General features: G+C 62.1%; 16 protein-coding genes. 14 read left to right on the top strand and 2 right to left on the bottom strand.

The genetic code is table 11. The features are described 5' to 3' along the window. The first annotated feature begins 33 nt into the window (after positions 1 to 33). From ACDH77_RS12110 to ACDH77_RS12045, 14 genes are all read left to right on the top strand, one after another. Positions 34 to 465, top strand: a complete 432-nt coding sequence (locus tag ACDH77_RS12110; RefSeq protein ID WP_008574410.1) for an Lrp/AsnC family transcriptional regulator — start codon at positions 34 to 36, stop codon at positions 463 to 465. Between the two features lie 165 nt (positions 466 to 630). Further along, on the top strand, positions 631 to 1,701 hold the full coding sequence (gene queA / locus ACDH77_RS12105; protein WP_008574413.1) for a tRNA preQ1(34) S-adenosylmethionine ribosyltransferase-isomerase QueA: 1,071 nt from the start codon (positions 631 to 633) through the stop codon (positions 1,699 to 1,701). A gap of 81 nt (positions 1,702 to 1,782) precedes the next feature. Further along, complete coding sequence (gene tgt, locus ACDH77_RS12100; protein ID WP_029819662.1) at positions 1,783 to 2,928, top strand: tRNA guanosine(34) transglycosylase Tgt; 1,146 nt, start codon at positions 1,783 to 1,785, stop codon at positions 2,926 to 2,928. Between the two features lie 131 nt (positions 2,929 to 3,059). Next, complete coding sequence (yajC, locus tag ACDH77_RS12095) at positions 3,060 to 3,413, top strand: preprotein translocase subunit YajC (RefSeq protein WP_003489768.1); 354 nt, start codon at positions 3,060 to 3,062, stop codon at positions 3,411 to 3,413. A 190-nt stretch (positions 3,414 to 3,603) separates the two neighbouring features. Beyond that, a complete protein-coding gene (secD, locus tag ACDH77_RS12090; RefSeq protein WP_014090428.1) occupies positions 3,604 to 5,448 on the top strand; it encodes a protein translocase subunit SecD in 1,845 nt (614 codons plus the stop codon). Between the two features lie 89 nt (positions 5,449 to 5,537). After that, a complete protein-coding gene (secF, locus tag ACDH77_RS12085) occupies positions 5,538 to 6,506 on the top strand; it encodes a protein translocase subunit SecF (protein WP_010372305.1) in 969 nt (322 codons plus the stop codon). Between the two features lie 641 nt (positions 6,507 to 7,147). Further along, positions 7,148 to 7,615, top strand: coding sequence for a DUF4145 domain-containing protein (locus ACDH77_RS12080; RefSeq protein ID WP_083348091.1), 468 nt, complete (start codon positions 7,148 to 7,150; stop codon positions 7,613 to 7,615). Positions 7,616 to 7,696: 81 nt separating this feature from the next. Next, positions 7,697 to 8,239, top strand: a complete 543-nt coding sequence (locus ACDH77_RS12075) for a hypothetical protein (protein WP_143030926.1) — start codon at positions 7,697 to 7,699, stop codon at positions 8,237 to 8,239. Positions 8,240 to 8,317: 78 nt separating this feature from the next. Further along, the gene (locus tag ACDH77_RS12070) at positions 8,318 to 8,977 is read left to right on the top strand and encodes a hypothetical protein (protein WP_071118706.1); all 660 of its coding nucleotides are present in this window, start codon (positions 8,318 to 8,320) and stop codon (positions 8,975 to 8,977) included. A gap of 413 nt (positions 8,978 to 9,390) precedes the next feature. Then, on the top strand, positions 9,391 to 10,461 hold the full coding sequence (locus tag ACDH77_RS12065; protein WP_277574555.1) for a hypothetical protein: 1,071 nt from the start codon (positions 9,391 to 9,393) through the stop codon (positions 10,459 to 10,461). Between the two features lie 30 nt (positions 10,462 to 10,491). Further along, positions 10,492 to 10,848 carry a Rap1a/Tai family immunity protein gene (locus ACDH77_RS12060; protein WP_014090426.1) on the top strand — a complete coding sequence of 119 codons (357 nt, stop codon included), beginning with the start codon at positions 10,492 to 10,494 and terminating at the stop codon, positions 10,846 to 10,848. A gap of 305 nt (positions 10,849 to 11,153) precedes the next feature. After that, a complete protein-coding gene (locus ACDH77_RS12055) occupies positions 11,154 to 11,795 on the top strand; it encodes a DUF1629 domain-containing protein (RefSeq protein WP_041470100.1) in 642 nt (213 codons plus the stop codon). Positions 11,796 to 11,830: 35 nt separating this feature from the next. Further along, positions 11,831 to 15,838, top strand: coding sequence for an AHH domain-containing protein (locus ACDH77_RS12050; RefSeq protein ID WP_277574554.1), 4,008 nt, complete (start codon positions 11,831 to 11,833; stop codon positions 15,836 to 15,838). A gap of 40 nt (positions 15,839 to 15,878) precedes the next feature. Beyond that, positions 15,879 to 16,529: a hypothetical protein gene (locus tag ACDH77_RS12045; protein WP_372353466.1), complete on the top strand. Its 651-nt coding sequence runs from the start codon at positions 15,879 to 15,881 to the stop codon at positions 16,527 to 16,529. Between the two features lie 234 nt (positions 16,530 to 16,763). Here ACDH77_RS12045 and ACDH77_RS12040 read toward each other — a convergent pair whose 3' ends face one another. Then, positions 16,764 to 18,041 (bottom strand): carbohydrate porin, encoded by a 1,278-nt coding sequence (locus tag ACDH77_RS12040; RefSeq protein ID WP_014090422.1) that lies wholly within the window; start codon positions 18,039 to 18,041, stop codon positions 16,764 to 16,766. 171 nt (positions 18,042 to 18,212) lie between these two features. Continuing rightward, entirely contained in the window at positions 18,213 to 19,955 is a 1,743-nt protein-coding gene (locus ACDH77_RS12035) for a PTS fructose transporter subunit IIC (RefSeq protein WP_109290909.1), read from the bottom strand. Positions 19,956 to 20,012 lie beyond the last annotated feature (57 nt).

Here is a 20,012-nt window from a genome sequence, read left to right as displayed (position 1 = left end):
TTTTCGTCGATTCGCCGAAACGAATGCGCAATAGTGAAGATCACCCCCTCCGACGAACGCCTGTTGTCGCTGCTGCGCGAGGACGCGCGCGCGTCCACCGCCCAGATCGCGCGGCGACTTGGGCTCTCGCGCACCACCGTGCAGAGCCGCATCGAAAAGCTCGAGCGCGACGGCGTGATCAGCGGCTACACCGTGCGCACGCATGACGACTACGAACAGGGCCGCATCCGTGCGCACATCCTGATCACCGTGTTGCCCAAGAAGATGCCGGCCGTGGTGAAGGCGCTGCGCGATATCCCGGAAGTGCGCCTGCTGCATTCGGTCAGCGGTGCCTACGACCTGGTCGCCCTGGGCGTGGTCGGCGGCGTCAACGAGATGGACGTGCTCACCGACGCCATCGGCGCCATCGACGGCGTGGAGCGCACGACCAGCGCGATCATCCTGTCGACCAAGTTCGAGCGGTGAATGAGCCGGGATTGGGCATTCGGGATTGGGGATTAGTAAAAGCTGGCCAGCCCACGTAGTAAAGCTGCCGGCCGCTTGGCCTGGATGTTACGAATCCCCAATCCCCAATCTCAATTCCCGGCCGCAGTTACACTATGCGGCTACTCCGCCAACGATCCTGCGGCCTTGAAGAAGTCCGATTTCCATTACGAGCTGCCCGAAGAACTGATCGCCCAGGCGCCGCTGGCCGAACGTGCCGCCAGCCGCCTGCTGGTGGTGCCGCCGGCGCCAGCGGCCTTCGGCGACCGCCAGGTGCGCGATCTGCCCGAGCTGCTGCAGCCCGGCGATCTGCTGATCTTCAACGACACCCGGGTCATTCCGGCGCGCTTGTTCGGGCAGAAGGCCAGCGGCGGGCGAGTGGAGATCCTGATCGAGCGCCTGCTTGGCGAGCGCGAGGCGCGCGTACAGATCGGCGCCAGCAAGTCGCCCAAGGCCGGCAGCGTGATCGCGCTCGATGCCGGCGGCCAGGCCGAGGTGCTGGGCCGCGATGGCGAGTTCTATCTGCTGCGTTTCCAGATCCCGACCCCGCTGGAGCACTGGCTGCTGGAGGCTGGCCGCCTGCCGCTGCCGCCGTATATCCGCCGCGAGCCGGGTGTCGAAGACCGCGAGCGCTATCAGACCGTGTTCGCGCGCGAAGTCGGCGCGGTCGCCGCGCCCACCGCCGGGCTGCACTTCGACGAGCCGCTGCTGGCGCGCCTGCGCGAGCGCGGGGTGGAGTTCGGCCACGTCACCTTGCATGTGGGCGCCGGCACCTTCCAGCCGGTGCGGGTGGACAAGCTCGACCAGCACGTCATGCACACCGAATGGCTGAATGTCGGTGCCGCATTGGTGGAACAGGTGCGGCGCACCCGCGCCCGCGGCGGCCGCGTCATCGCGGTGGGCACGACAGTGGTGCGCTCGCTGGAAAGCGCCTGGCGCAAGACCGAGGCCGCGCCCGAAGGCGAATTGCAGCCATTCGCTGGCGAAACCCAGATCTTCATCCTGCCCGGCTACCGCATCCGCAGCGTCGACGCGATGGTCACCAACTTCCATCTGCCCGAAAGCACCTTGATGATGATGGTCTGCGCCTTCGCCGGCCGCGAGCGCATCTTCGCCGCCTACCACCACGCCATCGCGCAGCGCTATCGCTTCTTTTCGTACGGCGATGCGATGTTGTTATGGGGCGGGGAATCGGGAGTCGGGAATCGGGAATCGTAAGGCGGGACCCGCCGAACGATCAGCCACCTGCCAACCGCTCTTCCCATTCCCGATTCCCGACTCCCCATTCCCGGCCCCTCAATGTCCCGACTCCAGTTCCAGCTCCAAGCCACCGACGGGCATGCCCGACGTGGGCGCCTGACCTTTCCGCGTGGCACGGTCGAAACCCCTGCGTTCATGCCGGTCGGCACCTATGGCTCGGTCAAGGGCATCCTGCCCGAGCAGATCCGCGCGCTGGGTGCGGAGATCATCCTGGGCAACACCTTCCACCTGTATCTGCGCCCGGGCCTGGAGGTCATCGGCGATCACGGCGGGCTGCACGGATTTGCGCGCTGGGATGGGCCCATCCTCACCGATTCCGGCGGGTTCCAGGTGTTTTCGCTGGCGCATCGCCGCAAGATCACCGAGCAGGGCGTGACCTTTTCCTCGCCGACCGATGGCGCGCGGGTGTTCCTGGGCCCCGAAGAGAGCATGAAAATTCAGAAGGTGCTCGATTCGGACATCGTGATGATCTTCGACGAGTGCACGCCGTACCCGGCCACCGAGGACGTCGCGCGACGCTCGATGGAGCTGAGCCTGCGCTGGGCGCAGCGCTCGCGCGACGCGCACGACGGGCTGGGCAACGATGCGGCGCTGTTCGGCATCGTGCAGGGTGGGGTGCATCCGGACCTGCGCAGCCGCTCGCTGGATGGCCTGCAAGGCATCGGTTTCGACGGGTATGCGATCGGCGGGCTGGCAGTGGGCGAGCCCGAGCACGAGCGCAACGCCATGCTCGAACACCTGCATCCGCGCCTGCCGGCCGAGCGCCCGCGTTACCTGATGGGCGTGGGCCGCCCGGAAGACCTGGTCGAAGGCGTGGCACGCGGGGTGGACATGTTCGATTGCGTCATGCCCACCCGCAATGCGCGCAACGGCCACTATTTCACCTCCTTCGGCACCGTGCGCATCCGCAACGCAAAGTACGAACGCGACCTGGACACCATCGAGCCGGGCTGCGGCTGCCATGCCTGCAGCAGCGGCTATACGCGCGCCTACCTGCGCCATCTGGACCGCTGCAACGAAATGCTGGCGCCGATGCTGGGAACCCTGCATAACCTCTGGTATTACGAAAAACTGATGGCCGACATGCGTGCGGCGATCGCTTCGGGAACCTTTGTGGAGTTCCGGCGGTCCTTCTATGCGGCACGCGGCGCCACCACGCCGCCGTTGCCGGGGGAAACCAGCTGAGACCGGCCGTCCGCGCCCCGGCGCGGACGGCGTGGAACCTGCGTGGCATAATTCCCGGCTGTTCCGCCCCGGCGGTACCTGAATAGCGAGCGGGCCCATGGGCGCGCTGGCACCAAACTAGGATGCACTGAATGAATCTGCTCGATTTCCTGATCCCCGCTGCCCAGGCGCAGGCCGCCGGCGGCGCGCCGGCACCCGGCCCGATGGGAGGCCTGTCCACCTTCGCGCTGCCGATCATCCTGATCGCCGTGATGTACTTCCTGATGATCCGCCCGCAGATGAAGCGTCAGAAAGAACACAAGGCGCTGCTGGACAAGCTGGCGCGCGGCGATGAAGTGATCACCTCCGGCGGTGTTGCGGGCGTGATCACCGACATCGGCGACAACTTCATCAGCGTGGAAGTGGCCGACAACGTGCGTATCCGCGTGCAGAAGAGCGCCGTGGGCCATGTGCTGCCGAAGGGCACGCTGAAGTCGGCAAGCTAAACGCGTCTTGCCACGGCTGCGCCGCTGTCAGGCAGGCGCAGTCGCCAGGTGGAACCGGAGGTTGTGACCCACCGGTTCCGCTGTACCGCCCGTATCCATCTGAAGACCATTGGCGACGTTGTACCGGTCGCTTGAAGTCGTTCTCACTGCTAGGCGCGGCGCCGGGATGGTGCCACGCGGGACTGTCGCAATGCTCGAATTTCCTCGCTGGAAGTACTTCCTGATCCTGCTGGTACTGGCCGTCAGCGCGCTGTATGCGTTGCCCAACGTGTACCAGAAGGACCCGTCCGTGCAGATCACCGCCAGCCGCGGTGCGCAGCTCGACGACGCATTGCGCAGCCGCATCGACGGTGAGCTCAAGAGCGCCGGTATCACCCCGAAGGCGATCACAAAAGAAGGCGACAGCCTGATGGTGCGGTTGCCTTCGCTGCAGGCGCAGACGCGCGCCAACGACGTGTTGCGTCAGCAGCTGGGCGAGAACTACACCGTGGCGCTGAACCTGGCCTCCACCGTGCCGGACTGGCTGGCCAAGCTGGGCGGCCGGCCGATGGTGCTGGGTCTGGACCTGGTGGGCGGCGTGCACTTCGCCATGCAGGTCGATCAGAAGGCCGCGCTGGAAAAGCGCCTGGACGGGTTTGCCGAAGACATCCGCACCACCTTGCGCGATGCGCGTATCCCGTATCGCTCGGTGGAACGTCGCGCCGACAACAGTATCCAGGTCAACCTGGGCGAGGGCGCCAATGCTGACGCCGCGCGCGTGACGCTGGCCAAGGCGCAGCCGACCCTGACCTACGACGTCAGCGGCCAGAACATCGCCGTGAAGGTGCCGGAGGCCGAGCTCAAGCAGATCGCCAGCGGTGCGATCGAGCAGAACCTCACCACCTTGCGCAACCGCGTCAACGCACTGGGCGTGTCCGAGCCGACCATCCAGCGCCAGGGCGAGGACCGCATCGTGGTTGAACTGCCCGGCCTGCAGGACACCGCCGAGGCCAAGCGCCTGATCGGTGCCACCGCCTCGCTGGAATTCCGCGCCGTGGTCGACGGTAATGCCGACGATGCCGTGCGCAGCGGCAACATTCCGCCGGAGGCCAAGGTCTATCGCCTGCGCGACAGCAACGCGCCGGTATTGTTGAACAAGCGCGCGCTGGTGACCGGCGACCAGATGGTCAGCGCATCGGTCAGCACCGACCAGAACGGCATGCCGGCAGTGGCGGTGACGCTCAACAACGTCGCCGGCCAGCGCATGTTCGACTACACCAGCGCCAACGTCGGCAAGCTGATGTCGGTGGTCTACATCGAGCGCATTCCCACCGTGACCATGGTCGACGGCAAGGAAGTGCGCAGCGTACGGGTCAAGGAAGAAGCCTTGTCGCCGACCCGCATTGCCGGCGTGTTCGGCAAGAACTTCCAGACCACCGGTCTGGAAAAGACCGAAGCCGAGAACCTGGCCAAGCTGCTGAAATCGGGCTCGCTGGCCGCGCCCATGGACTTCGTCGAGGAATACGTCATCGGACCGAGCCTGGGTGCGGAGAACGTGGAGCGCGGCGTCACGGCGGTGGTCTACTCGTTCCTGTTCACCCTGGTGTTTTTCACCATCTACTACCGCGTGTTCGGCGCGATCACCTCGGTGGCGCTGCTGTTCAACCTGCTGATCGTAGTGGCGGTGATGTCGCTGTTCGGTGCCACCATGACGTTGCCGGGCTTTGCTGGCCTGGCGCTGTCGGTCGGTCTGTCGGTGGACGCCAACGTGCTGATCAACGAGCGTATCCGCGAAGAGTTGCGACTGGGCGTACCGGCCAAGTCGGCGATCGCGGCCGGTTACGAAAAGGCCGGCGGCACCATCCTCGACGCCAACCTTACCGGCCTGATCGTGGCGGTGGCGTTGTATGCGTTCGGTACCGGCCCGCTGAAGGGCTTCGCGCTGACCATGATGATCGGTATTTTCGCCTCGATGTTCACCGCGATCACGGTCTCGCGTGCGCTGGCGGTGTTGATCTACGGCAGCCGCAAGAAGCTGAAGTCTGTCGCTATTTAATGCGAGTCCCTCGCAAGAGCCCGTCTGTAATGCGAGTCCCTCGCGAGAGCCCGCACATCCATGTGCGGACTGCTTAGGAAGATCTTTCAATGAAAATTTTTCCGCTTCATCTGATTCCGAACGACACCAAGATCGATTTCATGAGCTGGCGCAAGCCGGTGCTCATTTTGATGCTGGTGCTGGCAGTCGCCTCGGTCGGCATCATCGTCGGCAAGGGTTTCAACTACGCGCTGGAATTTACCGGCGGCACGCTGGTGCAGACCTCGTTCCAGAAGACCGTGGACGTGGACCAGGTGCGCGAAAAGCTGTCCAAGGCCGGCTTTGAAAACGCCCAGGTGCAGAACGCCCGCGGCGGTAATGAAGTCATGATTCGCCTGCAGCCGCATGGCCAGAACAACAATCGCGACGACGCCGCTCGCACCGTTGCCGAAGATGTGCGCAAGGCGGTGACCAGCGATGAGAATCCGGCCACCGTGCAGCCTGGCGAATTCGTCGGCCCGCAGGTCGGCAAGGATCTGGCCTTGAACGGCGTGTATGCCACGGTGTTCATGCTGGTGGGCTTTTTGATCTACATCGCGTTCCGCTTCGAGTGGAAGTTCGCGGTGGTCGCCAGCCTGACTGCGTTGTTCGATCTGCTGGTCACCGTGGCCTTCGTGTCGCTGACCGGCCGCGAGTTCGACCTGACCGTGCTGGCCGGCCTGCTGTCGGTGATGGGCTTTGCGATCAACGACATCATCGTGGTGTTCGACCGTGTGCGCGAAAACTTCCGCGCACTGCGCGTGGAGCCGCTGGAAGTGCTCAACCGTTCGATCAACCAGACGCTCTCGCGCACGGTGATCACCGCGGTGATGTTCTTCCTGTCGGCACTGGCGTTGTACATCTACGGCGGCGAGTCGATGGAAGGCCTGGCCGAGACGCACATGATTGGCGCGGTGATCGTGGTGATCTCCTCGGTGATCGTGGCCGTGCCGATGCTGAGCATCGGGCCGTTTGCGGTGACCAAGCAGGACCTGCTGCCCAAGGCCAAGGACGTGGAGGCGCTGGCGCGCCGTCCTTGATGGGTTGGCAAAGGTGTGACGAGAAAACCGCGCATCGCGCGGTTTTTTCGTTTCTGGCGGTGGACGTCGTGACTGCATGGCGATACGCAGTACGTTGTGGTAGAGAGCCGCTGGCCAGGATGAAGCGCCGTAACCAACTGAGATACGCCTGCTCAGTGCGCAGGCTTTAGTGCCCAACGCGCACGCGTTCGTGCACTCGATCGAACAACCGCGTCGGCGGACGTACTGTTACGCCAATTGTTTTTGGTGTGTATGTCATGCGCCTGTGTCCTTGCTGGATAAAACTACAAACCGCGCAAATGTAGAGTCCGCTTGCCGTCGCGTAATCCCGTGATCGCGGCTAGGATTCCCCCATTCACAAAGCGCCAGCGATCGAAGATACTCCGTGCAACACCGCATTTCGGCGGTCCGATAGTAGTTAGCGAATGACATTCAGGATCGACTGGACTTGCCCCTTCTGCGGACACGCTGCCGTGATCACTCACGACACGTACTCGAGCACAATGTTTCGGTTCAACGACGGCAACAGGGAAAAGTCGGTCCTGGCTCTGCTCGTGGACTCAATTACTTGCCCGAGACCGACGTGTCGGGAATACGCGATCAAGGCGCGTCTTCACACATACGACTCAAGCAAGGATTCGTTGGGTAAGGAGCTCGGGCGATGGCAGCTACGCCCTAACTCAAGCGCGAAAGTCTTCCCCGACTACATTCCGAAGCCTATCCGCGAAGACTACGAGGAAGCGTGCCTCATTCGCGATCTGAGTCCGAAAGCTGCCGCCACGCTGGCCCGGCGCTGCTTACAAGGGATCATCCGAGACTTCTGGGGGATCTCCAAAGCGCGGCTCGTCGACGAAATTAACGACCTTAAGGGCGTAATCGATCAGGCTACGTGGGAAGCGATCGATGCCGTTCGAAGTATCGGCAACATCGGCGCTCACATGGAACGCGACATTAATCTCGTCATAGAAGTTGAACCCGAAGAAGCGCAATTGCTCATTGGGCTAATTGAGGTGCTGCTAAAGGATTGGTACATAGCACGGCATGAGCGGCAAGCGCACCTGCAACAAATCGTCGCACTAGCAAAAAGCAAAAAGCCGGCGGCTACGTAGGTCATCGGCTAACAGTTCGTCCAAGCCGACGCCGCTTCGCGGCGCGGCTTAACTCAGGTGCTAGGGCGCTATGGAGACATCATGGATCGTGCGTTGGAGAACATGCAAAACGCTGGGCTCATCTTCATGTTTAGCGTCTGGCTGCAAGGCCAAATGGCGGACCTCATCATCCTCAAGAACCATCCACACCTAGTTCCGGAGTTCATCGCAAAACCGGAGAGGGTTCCGCATGAGTTCGGCCAGCTTAGGGCGAAGTATTGGGAGAAGCAGTTCGGAGATGTCCGTGCAGAGTTTCTTGCCGTGTTTGCTAAGGATGTTACAGCCGGAGAGGCGGCTGATTTAGAGCACGTCTATCACGTCCGAAATATGATTGGGCACGCGCATGTATCGATAGGCCGCGATTACATGCTCTACCGTCCCGCAGGCGAGAAGAAGGAGAAGGCGATCGTCTCTGCGCTCAACCTGAAGCCAGTTGACGATCAGATGCAACCAATGATGGTTGTGCTGCGTTTCTGGCAGGAAGACATATTCAAAAACATCTCAGACACGATTGGCCGGCTAGACCAATCGTGCTTTGCGCGCCTCGCGACTTCCATCAGCATTCCGCATGGGCGCATACGCTAAGCCGTCTAACAATTCGTCCAAGCCGACGCAGCTTATCGGCGCGGCTTAACTCAGGTGTTAGCCCGCTTAGGAGTTCTTGTGCAACCTGTAAAGACAGACGACACCATCACCAAGACGAGATCTCTGGCGGTGCTGCTAAAAATCGCGCCCTTTGGTAAGCCGCTAGACTTCAAGGCACAAAGCATCAATGAGCTTTGGGCCGTCGGGTGTACTGAGGACTTGCTCTATGAGCTCGACAAAGAGGGCGCCATCATTTTTGAGTTCTGCTCAGACGATGTGCTCGTCTGTTATACCAAAGAAGAGACACCGCGTTTCCTTGTGGAGTATGTCGAGAAATCTATCCAGCGTGCTCAGTCCGAAAAACACTCTTTGGCAGCTGAGCTAGAGACTTTGCAAGGCAAGCTCAGTTCTATCTACCACCACAATCCGACTGAGCTTAAAGAGCGAATCCATTCCTCAAAAAGGCACATTGACCAGGTTCGGCGAAAGATTGAGAAAAACGACCTGCTTCGTCCGATGGCTGAGCCACTCGATGAAATTCAGCGGCATTTCGATAGCCTCGCTGTGGTCGCAGAGAACTATTCCTCCGTGTATTCAAACATCCTAAAGCCAATCGAGGAAGAAGGTAAGAAGGGAATAAGAGCTACCGTTTTCTGGGCTGTAGCCGGCATTGTCGTTTCAGTCCTCTTGTCAAATTTTGGCGCGATCAGAGTCATGCTTCGTGCAGTCGCGGGCTAATTACTGGTTCAAGCCGACCAATCAATCGCTTCGCGATTGATTGGTCGGCTTAGCTCCAAAGTAAGGCCGTGGTGGGGCAGATCAGTTGATGGATAGTGCCTCGGTCGGTCCGCTGGCATGCATGCGGCCGGCTTTGGGTAGTCGTCATCACCGTTGCTGATTGCGGTAAGTTCGGTGTTTCGCCCTTGTACGTCAGTGCCGCGCTGCGTTCATTGCACCTGCCTTCGGTAGCAGCCTGCATCGGGGGGCGTCGCTGAGCAAGCTCCATCCCGCAAGCTGTGGCACACTCGGTCCAGGTGGCAGTGCTGGGGAGCATGGTTGCACCATCCAACATTGTGGTCACTCACTGCCTAACAACTCATTCAAGCCGAAGTTGCTTCGCAACTCGGCTTAATTCAAGCTTTAGGTGCTCAATGAACCTTTATGACTACATCTACGTAGACCTGGACAAAGTCATCTCGCTCTACAGCCAGATGACGGGCGGCGTTGTCGAAGTCATAGAGCGCAATGCTGAGACCTCACGGTCTTCCGACAACAAGCGCAACTACGACTTCAAGGTATTCAAGCATGACGCCGGAGGAACGGAAATTGACAAGCGAACGTCTAGGGAAACTATCAAGCCCCACCACGCACTACTCAAGGAGATGGAAGATGCGCTGGGCGCAGAGGGATATCTGGTTGACTTAACCGACTCGGAAACAGCAAATTCCTTTCACGATCCAGCCTTTCGCGCGCAACTAAAAGACACTTTTTGTATCAAGGTAAGAGGGCGGGCGGTTATAGAAGACTACGAAAGGATGAAAGGGATCGCGATCGCTTTTCCTGACATCGCAAAATTGATAAACAAAAGCGGCGAATCCACATTGCTTAATTCTCCCGAATACGTCGAGCTCAAGGCGCAACTGACGGCTGCCGAGGCGGCCACCAAGGGAATCAAGGATCGCAATGCACGTGCAAGCGAGGTGGAGCGACTCAAGAAAACGAAAGACGCGCTGGCGACCCTTGTCGCGACGTCCACAAGCGTAGATGGGGTGGACCAATGGATTCTTGATGGAATGAGAACGTGGATAGATACGTTCTTGCCGGGCATCGTCAATTTGCGCGTATATCCGAGCGCGGATAGACCAGACGAGCACGTTTTTGGCCACTTAAAGAAATCGTGTTTCGAAGACACGGACGCAAGCTCATTCCACTTTACCTACGGATCTTTTCCAACCGAATCTTTGACGCTGGTCGGAATAGTCACCTCGGTTCCATCTTCAGAAGGGGAGCAGTTTAAGCCGCTCGGCGAGTTTGAGAAACCTGGACTCGCGGATCATGAATCCGTTGAACGAGGTTTTCGCGGGCTATTCCGTGGATTCGATGGCTTAGAGCAGATGATTCGAACCTGTCGATATCCGCGCGTTCTTGTTCACCCTCTCACGGTCTACCGCAGCGTCGCACCTAACCCGTCCTTCAAGCGGACGCCTGACGGCGCCGCTTAAGTCAAACGTTAGTCCCTAGGAGATTTGGTTATGCGATTTGGATTATTCGCTGGTCTGCTGTTAGCTGTCTCGACTAGTTCTGCGCAGTCGGTACACGTCTATGATGGTTACTTGAGAGGCGAGACGTATGTGACGCAGTCACCTGCTACTCGATCAGCCTATGTAATGGGCGTTGTGGACGGGCTGCTGAGTTCCGGATTCTACGGAGCCTCTAAGGAAGAGGTGCAGAAGGTTCATGCATGTACTTCTGAAATGAGCAGCGAGGCGTTGCGAGACGTTGTTGATAAGTATCTGCTGACCAACAAAGATATCTGGAAAGACCCTATGAATGTTCTTGTGTCGAACGCGCTAGTGGGAGCTTGTCCGGTGATGCGGCCAGGTGGGTAACTATTCATTCAAGCCGACGCCGCTTCGCGGCGCTGCTTAACTCAGGCGTTAGGCGGTGGTGGGGCAAAATACCTTGGCGTCCTACCTCGTCAGCTGCCTCAGCACGCACGGGCGGGCGTAGGTTTCAAGATCATCATGAGATCGAGCAGCAGACGCTGAAGAACAAGTTGCACTTATCAATCCAAGCCTTCTGCCAAACTCCAGATTGGCTGACAGAAGTAGTTGAATGCCAATGCAGTCGATGCTGGCGCTAGACTTCGATCACAGCAATCCAGGGGTGTGAGCCTGTGGACGGGATGCAATACATGGAAACAAACATGACCAATCAACCAAAAAAGGGTGAGTTCTTCCAGCTGCGTCCCGATGCCCGCCGTGGCGGAAAAGGGCACGGCGTGGTCTTCCAGAACGAGAAGGCATTGCTTTCGCCTCCTCGTCTCATCTTGAAGCCAGACGAGGGCGGATTTCCTCCGTTGCATGAGACTCCGCGCCTGGTCTATATCCCCAGCGAAGGGGAATTGCCGCAGGATCTAGAGGGCGGCTTCAGTGGCTACTGGTTGGTGTCCCAACGGCTTCGCGACGTGATGGAGTCCGTGGACGCAGATGCCTTCGTTTTCACTGACGCCGACTATCGCTTGACCGATGGCTCCAAGGGGCCGAACGTCTTCCTTTGCGATGTCGTACGGACGTTGGATGCCTTGGACGAGGAAGCCTCCGAACTCGATATCAAGATCAGCGATGACTATGAGGACGGAAAGTATTACAGCTTGGCCGGCGGGAGTCGTTTGGCTTTCAAGCGCGACGTGCTTGGAGGTGTGCATGTTTTCAGGCTTCCCTTCCATGGTGGTGTTTTTTGCGATCGGGTGTTCAAGGACGCTGTTGAGGCAGCGGGGATTGGCACTGAACGCTACTCTGATGGCCTCTGGTTCTACGACGTAGTGAACCGTTGAGGCGAGCCGCAAGCCAACAGGAAAGGGTCTGAGTCATGCCCAACTACCGGACGCTTTTTCAAGATCACCACAACATCGAGCAGCAGACCCTCAAAAACAGTGAGTTGCTGGCTAAGCTTCAAGAGACGGGGCGGTTTGATATCCATGCGCCCGAGAATCGCCTGTTTCTGCCGTCCGATCCGCAGTTCGCGCAGGCATTAGACATCACGCCGCACAGCGGAGGTCCTCTTGGTGCCTATCAAGATGGCGTTATTGAGCGCTTGGACGACATCCAGGCGACTCGGGATGGTCGCGCCGCCTTGCGGGGCGATTCTGAAGCGCTGGACCGCGTCGCCCAACGCGTGGAGCAATTGCGCGACACCATCAAAGTCGGCTTGATCAATGGCGACTTGAACACCAACACGCCAGTGGGGCTTACGCCGTCGCAGGCGAGCGCGAAAGTCCAGAACTTTTTCCGCGACTCGCCGGGCTACCACCAAACCCACGCTCAGCAAATCGATGCCTTGAAGGCCTTCACTGGAGCGGATCACGGTTGGGGTGGCGTCGCGAACTCCGAGGCCCGCATTGTCACCGCGCTCGATCAGATCCGGGTCAGCAGCACGGCCATTGCGCGTGGCGGAAGTCCAACGCTTCAACGAAGTGGGCTCTCGCTCGCCATCGCTAATGCCCATCACGATGGGCGCGTGGTCTTTTCCGAGCGGAGCATCCTCAAGGTCGAGCAGGTTCTGGGCGAAGAAGCCGCCGGACCTCTGCGAGTTCCTCGCGGTCAAAGCGGCGCCGCTTCCATTGAACTACTGTTGGGCAACGCTTCGGCGAGCACCTTGGTGCGCTCCGGCGGCTTGTTGGCGACGGGGGCAGACGCAGTGATGGCCGCTCGCCGTTCGGCCGAACTGCTGGAGCAAGGCAATGTCACGGCCGCGCAATCGGAGGTTCAGCATGCCATCGCCCGCAATGCGGGCGGTTGGGCTGGTGGTGCATCCACGGCAGCAGCGTTGGGCGGCAGCGGCTTCGTGCCTGCGGCGTTGGTGGTAGGCGATGCGCTGTTGATGAGCAAGGCGTTCGACAAGGGCGCCGATCTGCTGGACAACCGCGCCATCTACCACCAGACCGACAAGGCTGGCGTGGAGTGGCAGTTCAACGGTCGCAACTGGCAGCGCGAAGCGGCCATCGAGCTCGCTCCGGATGGCCGGCGCACGAGCGGCGAGCAGCCCGTGGTCGCCAGCTATGAAAAATCCCAGGAACTGGGCGCGCTGGCCAACGCCAAGGCAGTGGAGTTGGCGCTGGGCAAAGCTCCTGCACCGCAGGACCCGTTCAACCTCCCTGCACGGGCCAGCGACCAAGTTGGACTAGACAACCAGAACTGGCATCGCAATCCCGAGAGCCAGGCATGGGAACGCCAAGTCAAAAACGCTGTGTCCGGTGCCAACGACCGAGGCAGCTACGAACACCAAACCGCCTCCCCCGAACGCGCGCAACAGCTCAACCAGGAAGCCCTGGGCCGCATCGAAACCAACATCGCCACCGGGCGCGAAGCCATCGCCGCCGCTTACCTGGAAAACCATGCCGCGCAGCGCGCCCGCGACTATGGAGTGGAAGTGCCGGCAGCCGTGGAAAGTGTCCTCGCCAAGCAAGGTCAGGTGCAGGGACACGACGGGCAGGTCTACCAGCGGAACGACGCTGGACAGTGGGCTGGGAAGGATGGGGTGGCTACTGGAAACCTGGCGGTGGAACTGGAGTTGACGAACCAGGTGCGCCAGCCGTCGGTGGAGCGTGCCCAGGAGACCCTGGCAGCGATCCAGGCGCTTCCCGCCCCTACGGCTGCGCAGATAGAGCACAACGAGCTGCTGCACCGTTACCGGGCCGCAGGCGTCGATTTGAACGTGAACCCTCAGACTCAGCAGGCAGTGGCGCTGGCCGCGCAGCGGACTAGGGACGCCAATGGCATCACCGGGCCGACCATGCAGCAGCTACAACGCAATGCGTCGGGGCAATACGGGTATGACAGCCCCATCGCGCACCTCCAGCGCGACAGCGATGGAATCACTCGTGTGGTGGCCGTGACCAGCAGCGAAGCCATCCGGCAGGCGTTGAGCGAGGCGCAAGGCAATCGACTACAGTCGCCAAGCCTAGGGCGCGCGCCTGAGGGAACGGCAGAGGCGGACACCTCGGCCTCCGAGTCGTCCAATCCGCAGCAGGTGCTGGATATCCAAGCGCACATGCAAGCCTCTGTCGCGGCGCAGGCGCGGCAAGAACGCGAACAGCAAGATCGCCTCGCGCAAGAGCAGCACGCCGCGCAGGTGCGCGAGCACCTCCAACAGGCACAGCCGGAGCGCGAAGAGCGGGCGCAGAACGAACAAGCAATCCAGGCCCACGCCGTGCTGGAAGGTCAGCGCCAAGCCGAGCAGCAGCGGGAGTCAGAAGAGCGGCAAGTGCAGGAGCAGCAAGCACAGACCAGCCAGCAACGCGAACTGCAGGAGCGTGAGGAAAGGAATTTCCAGGAACGTCAGGCGCAGGAGCGCCAAGCCCAAGACAACCAGCAACGGGAGCAGCAAGAGCGCCAGGCTCAAGAAGCCACGCGGGTCGAAGTCCAGGAACGTCAGGCTCAGCAAGCGCAGCAGCAAGACCCCAGCCAGCACTCCTCGCAGCAAGCCGATCCTCAGCCGCACGCTCCGGATGCGGCGCTGGCTCAGCAAACGCCGCAGCCCGAGTTGCAGCAGGCAGACGCCTACCAGCAGCTAGAAGCGCATAACCAATGGGCAGGCGAACACCCGGCTCACACCACACCTGACCCACGGATGCAGGCGCCTGGTCCAGGCGACGCACAGCCGCATCAAGCACAAGAAGCGGCACGCGCGCTGGAAACGCATGCGTTGGAGAGTCGCGATGCTGCGCACCTCCATGGGCCTCCCTCTGGGGGCAGGGAATCCGGCGACGAACCTATGCAAAGCGTGCAGGCCGACGTGGTGCCGCCAGCACTGCATCCCCAGGTGCAAACGCAGCAAGCAGAGATGGAGCAAGCGTCGGTCCGTCAGCAAGACGTGGCGCGTGAGCAGGAGGCAGCGCCGGTTCGCGTCATATCCGCAACAACGCCTACGGCAGCAGAACCGTTGACTGCATCGCAATCCGCGGACTCCTCCACTTCTGAACGGCATGCGGAGACAGAGCAGGCCTGTTTCTCAGGTGGCTCGCTCGCTGAGCATGGGGTGGCTTTGCTGGCCCCAACAACTCTCGCGCAAACACACGGGCGATCGCTGGGGAATAGAGTAGAAAATCGCTTTCCCTCAGAGCCATCAGGCGCGGAAAACCAGCAAGCCCAATCGACCCCCGCGCGGGAACGCAGCGCCGCAGACCCGGGTGGCGCCCTGTTCCTGGAAGAGACCATGCGCTCGCTGCGTCAACTGCAACAGGAGATTGAGGCGGCGGATCGGGAAGACGAACGCTTCCATCAGGAATGGAGGGAGTATCGCGAGCGCGGAGAACCTTATCCCTTCGCTCAAAAGAGGGCGCTAGACCAGGAGGGTAGCGGCATTGATGCGTTCAGCGCACACCAACCAAGTCACCGCTCGCCCAGAGAAGCGGCCGCGCAAGCCGATGCCTTCCCATCTCCAGTTCAGCGCTTTGCTGGTCCAGGGGAAGGGAATGCACCAAACGAGTCGCCGAAAGCTGAGCGCAAATCCATCACGGGCGACCCGGACGTAGACGAGGTCCTCTACGCGCTCGACAGCAAGAACGAGTTGGCGATCGAGCAGGCCCTGAACCGGGTCGCCAATAGCGCAGCAACGCAGGCGCTCATCAAAAGAGGCAACGAGTTCCTGGAGGCGCAGGCCCAGCAGGAGGCCCAGGAGCTCGCCACCACACGCCAGGCGCTGGGGATGGATGTCTCAGCGGAAATCAACACCAGCCGCGGGCCGGTGATGGTGATGACCTTGCCGGAGTTCGCCAAGGGGCCGATGCAGAGCGGTCCCCAAGGGGACGGCGGTGGGGGTGGAGACGGCGGTGGCGGCGGGGGAGGAGGCGGTGGTGGTGGAGGGGGTGGTGGTTAGTCAAAATCGCTTCCGTGACCAGCCGAGCTCAGGAGACCCCATGGACAGGCAAGACGCCGCCGCAATGGCGGAAATGATGGCGATTTTGAACGCGTCGAACGCCTCGCTGCAGGAAACGGTCAAAGTGCTGACGACGCTGGTGGCATCCATGCAGCAGCGCGAACAACGGCTGCGCGAGGTGGTCGCCGAGCAACTTCAGGTAGTCCAACACGCGGCCAGCAATGCCGATGCCAAGGTCAATCGGGTGCTGGAGAATGCGTTGCCGCGGTTAACGCAGCTGACCAATCAAGCGTTGACGCAGACATTGGAGCCGGCCGCCAAGCGGTTCAACAAAGAGATGGCCACTGCGGATGAGACATTGCAGCAAGCCACTCGACGTTACGCGCAGGCCCAGCAGTCCTTGGAAACAAAGATCACTCGACGCATGGGCATTGCATCCGCCACGATGCTCGTGGCCGGCGTGTTGGGCCTGGGTGCGGTGGCCTACTCGGTTGGCATGATCACCGAAAAGCGAACCGAACTCGCACAGCTTCGAGCGTCCATCGACTACCTGGATCGCGTGTCCCGTGCGGACCTAGCTCCCTGTGGCGAAGGCCGGCTCTGTGCCACCTTTGAGAAGAATGGGCCGCGTTACGGCAACCAGCGGCAATACAGAGCGATCAATCTGCGTGCAAAATCAGATTCGCAATGATGCGACGTCGTCATTACAGCCACTGGCTTGCGCGACAGGGGCGGTCGAAAAAGCCACCTCGCGTGCGGTCGCGCCTAAGCGGCTCATCGAACTCATTGGCCAAATCCGGCAAATGCCCAGGCCAACCGAGTCGACGCAATGCGTTGCACTGCAGTAAGTGCAACGCACCCACCACCCACTGCAGGCAATGGTGCCCGCCAAGCATGCGCGCAACGCGCGCAGCTTCTCTGCGGCTCACAGATTCCAGTCGATCCGCATGCCCGCGATCAACGCGTTCTTCAGATCGTTGGTGCGGGTCGGTTCGTTGAACTGGTCGGGGTTGATCACGTAGTGCAGGTTCGGGGCGATGCGCAGGCGCTTGGTGACCTGGATGCCGTAGCTGAGCTCCATCATGATCTGGTTGTCGGCGGGGGTGCCGGTGCCGCCGGCGGAGGCGCGGGCCAGGCGCAGGTTTTCGATCGCTTCGTCGCTGTATTTCTGCTGGGTGATCACGAAAGCGATGTTGTCCTGCGGGCGGCTGGCGAAGGTACCTTTCTGCACCAGGCCGAGCTGGATGAAATGGTCTTCGATGGCTTGGCCGCCGGTGCTCTTGAGCATGGCGCCGAAGACGGTGAGGCCGCGCGTACCCGACGGGTCGGGGTTGGTCACCTGCTGTTCGAAGCGGGCGAACATGCCCGAGCGGCCTTGCTTGTTTTCATAGCCCAAGCCGCTCAGTACGGCCGGGTTGCCATTGCGGTCGCGCAGCGGGTCGGTGTAGTCGGAGTTGTCCTGCCAGCCGCCCAGTTCGTACATGGCGGCCATGCTGCCGTCGCCACCCTTGTTCTTGTAGCCAACGGCATAGGGCACCACCACGCCGGTGGTGTCGTTGGTGCTCCAGTTCAGGCCGTGCTGGCCGTCCTGTGCCTGGATGGGGTTGACCTCGTAGGCGCCGACATGCAGATAGACCTTCGGTGTGACCCAGGCGGTGGCATGCGCGGCCCAGCTGGAGACCGGCCAGTAAGTGAAGTTGCTGGTGCGGAACACGAAGGTGGGGTTGCCGCAGGCCGAGTTGCCCTGGAAGTACTGGCACAGGTCCGAGCCCAGGAAGTGGATGTTGGCCACGCTGCGGCCGGCTTCCAGTTCCAGACGGTCGTTGAAAAGTTTCTGCAGCAGGGTGAAGTTGGCCAGGCGCGTGCCCTGGCCGCCGTAGATTTCCTGCACCGAGGTGCTGTTGCCGATGCTGCTGTTGGCCAGGTTGGTGCCGTGGCGGTTGCTGACGTACAACTTCACCGTGGCGCCGTTCCAGCCGAACAGGCGGTCCATGTCGACATCGGTGCCGACCATCAACTGGCCGGCGTAGGCGTCGCCGCTTTTGCGGCCGCCGTCGATCATCGAGGCCGCTTCGCCGGTGTAGCCGAGCTTGAGCTTGAAGGCATCGGCGGCATCCTGCGCGTGGGCGAGCGGGGTCAGTGCCAAGGTCAGCGACAGGCACAGCAGGCGGGGGCGGGCACGGCGGGGGGCGAGAGCGGTCATGGCAGGACTCCGGACAAAAGGGCGTGGCCGTGGTGGCGAACGCGACAACATGTGGGTGGGCATGCCGCTGGCAGCGCACCTGGGTGCGCGCAGCGGTGAAGCAGGTCAGGGGCGCGCGGGAAAACGCGGGCGCGTCAGGTGCGGCGGCAGGTCCGTGCCGCCGGAGGTGCCTCAGGCAACGACGTCGGTCACCGGCTTCTTGAGCAGGCGCAGCGCGATGGCCGTGACCACCACACCGACCACCAGGGCCAGCACGTAGTTGAGCAGGTGGGTGACGGCGTTGGGGATCAGCAGCACGAAGATGCCGCCGTGGGGTGCCTTCAATTCGGCACCGGCGGTCATCGAGATGGCGCCGGCCACGGCCGAGCCGATCACCAGCGCCGGGATGGTGCGCAACGGGTCGCGCGCAGCGTACGGGATGGCGCCCTCGGTCACGAAGGCCAGCCCGAGCACGCCGGCGGCAGTGGCCGAGCCGCGCTCTTCCACGGTGAAGCGGTTGCGGAACACCCAGGTCGCCAGCGCGATGCCCAGCGGCGGGGTCATGCCGGCCACCATGGCAGCGGCCATCGGGGTGTAGACCTGGCTGGCGATCAGGCCGGTGGAGAACGCATAGGCCGCCTTGTTGACCGGTCCGCCCATGTCGAAAGCCATCATGCCGCCGAGCAACAGGCCCAGCAGCAAGGCGCTGCTGCCCTGCATGCCGCGCAGCCAGGCGGTGAGCCAGGCCAGCAGGTCGGCCACGGGCTGGCCGAACACGTACATCATCGCCAGCCCGACCAGCAGGGTGCCCAGCACCGGCAGGATCAGCACCGGCTTGAGGCCTTCCAGGTTGCGCGGCAGCTTGATGTAGCGGTTGAGCGCCGCCACGCCGTAGCCGGCGATGAAGCCGGCAATGATCCCGCCGAGGAAACCGGCGTTGAGATTGGCCGCGACCAGGCCGCCGATCATGCCGGGCGCGATGCCGGGGCGGTCGGCGATGGAGTAGGCGATGTAACCGGCCAGGGCCGGCACCATCAGGGTGAAGCCGGCCTTGGCGCCGATCTGGAACAGCGACCAGGCCAGCGTGCCCTGGTGCGCATCGTCGCCGGCGTAGATGCCGCCGAGGGCAAATGCCAAAGCAATCAGCAGGCCGCCGGCAGTGACGAACGGCAGCATGAACGAGACGCCGGTCATCAGGTGCTTGTAGGCGCCGGTGCGGCCGGTGCCCTTGTTCGCGGTGCCGCTGGCAGCGGTGCCGGTGGCAGGAGTCGCGCCGCCCTGCACGCTGGCGTCGGCCAGCGCCTTGTTGATCAGCGCCGGGCCATCGTTGATCGCCGGCTTGGTGCCGCTCTTGAACACGCGCTTGCCGCCGAAGCGGGCCAGGTCCACTTCGCGGTCGGCGGCAATGATGACGACGTCTGCTGCGCGGATTTCTTCGTCGGTGAGTGCGTCCTGCGCACCCACCGAGCCCTGGGTTTCCACCCGCATCTGGTAGCCGAGCTTCTTGGCGGCCTGCTGCAGGCCTTCGGCGGCCATGAAGGTGTGCGCGATGCCGGTAGGGCAGGAGGTGATGGCCACGATGCGCTTGTTGCCGCTAGCGGTGCCACCGGGATTGCCGGCGACGGCCGGGTCGGCGTGTGCGGCCAGCTTGCCGATCGCAGCGGCCGGGTCGTCCAGCACCGCGCCCAGGCTCAGGCGCACCAGTTGCGCATCGCCAAAGCGGGTGGTGTCGGCATCGGCGTCGCCGACCACCAGGACCTGGGCGGCACTGCTGGCGAGTTCGCCCGGCAAGGCGCCGAGCACGCCCTGGTCGCTGCGGATTTCGATCGTCACGCGACGGCCGGCGGCAGTGGCCGCGCGGCGCAGCGCTTCGGCCGCCAGGACGGCTTCGGTACTGCGTTCGCCAGCGGCGATGACCACGATGGAAGAGGACATGGCAAAACTCCTGCTGTGTTGCGGTCGCCGGTGTTGTCGGCGGGGGGAATTTCAAGC

The sequence above is a fragment of the Xanthomonas axonopodis pv. maculifoliigardeniae genome, assembly GCF_041519315.1.
GTDB classification, from domain to species: domain Bacteria; phylum Pseudomonadota; class Gammaproteobacteria; order Xanthomonadales; family Xanthomonadaceae; genus Xanthomonas; species Xanthomonas euvesicatoria.
This window is presented reverse-complemented; position numbering and strand designations above follow the sequence as displayed.

What these genes read in the sequence shown, in the direction of transcription:
- tgt (WP_029819662.1), top strand. Translation starts at nt 1,783, where the DNA reads ATGTCCCGACTCCAGTTCCAGCTCCAAGCCACCGACGGGCATGCCCGA.
- yajC (WP_003489768.1), top strand. Translation starts at nt 3,060, where the DNA reads ATGAATCTGCTCGATTTCCTGATCCCCGCTGCCCAGGCGCAGGCCGCC.
- secD (WP_014090428.1), top strand. Translation starts at nt 3,604, where the DNA reads ATGCTCGAATTTCCTCGCTGGAAGTACTTCCTGATCCTGCTGGTACTG.
- secF (WP_010372305.1), top strand. Translation starts at nt 5,538, where the DNA reads ATGAAAATTTTTCCGCTTCATCTGATTCCGAACGACACCAAGATCGAT.
- ACDH77_RS12075 (WP_143030926.1), top strand. Translation starts at nt 7,697, where the DNA reads ATGGATCGTGCGTTGGAGAACATGCAAAACGCTGGGCTCATCTTCATG.
- ACDH77_RS12065 (WP_277574555.1), top strand. Translation starts at nt 9,391, where the DNA reads ATGAACCTTTATGACTACATCTACGTAGACCTGGACAAAGTCATCTCG.
- ACDH77_RS12060 (WP_014090426.1), top strand. Translation starts at nt 10,492, where the DNA reads ATGCGATTTGGATTATTCGCTGGTCTGCTGTTAGCTGTCTCGACTAGT.
- ACDH77_RS12055 (WP_041470100.1), top strand. Translation starts at nt 11,154, where the DNA reads ATGGAAACAAACATGACCAATCAACCAAAAAAGGGTGAGTTCTTCCAG.
- ACDH77_RS12050 (WP_277574554.1), top strand. Translation starts at nt 11,831, where the DNA reads ATGCCCAACTACCGGACGCTTTTTCAAGATCACCACAACATCGAGCAG.
- ACDH77_RS12045 (WP_372353466.1), top strand. Translation starts at nt 15,879, where the DNA reads ATGGACAGGCAAGACGCCGCCGCAATGGCGGAAATGATGGCGATTTTG.
- ACDH77_RS12040 (WP_014090422.1), bottom strand. Translation starts at nt 18,041, where the DNA reads ATGACCGCTCTCGCCCCCCGCCGTGCCCGCCCCCGCCTGCTGTGCCTG.
- ACDH77_RS12035 (WP_109290909.1), bottom strand. Translation starts at nt 19,955, where the DNA reads ATGTCCTCTTCCATCGTGGTCATCGCCGCTGGCGAACGCAGTACCGAA.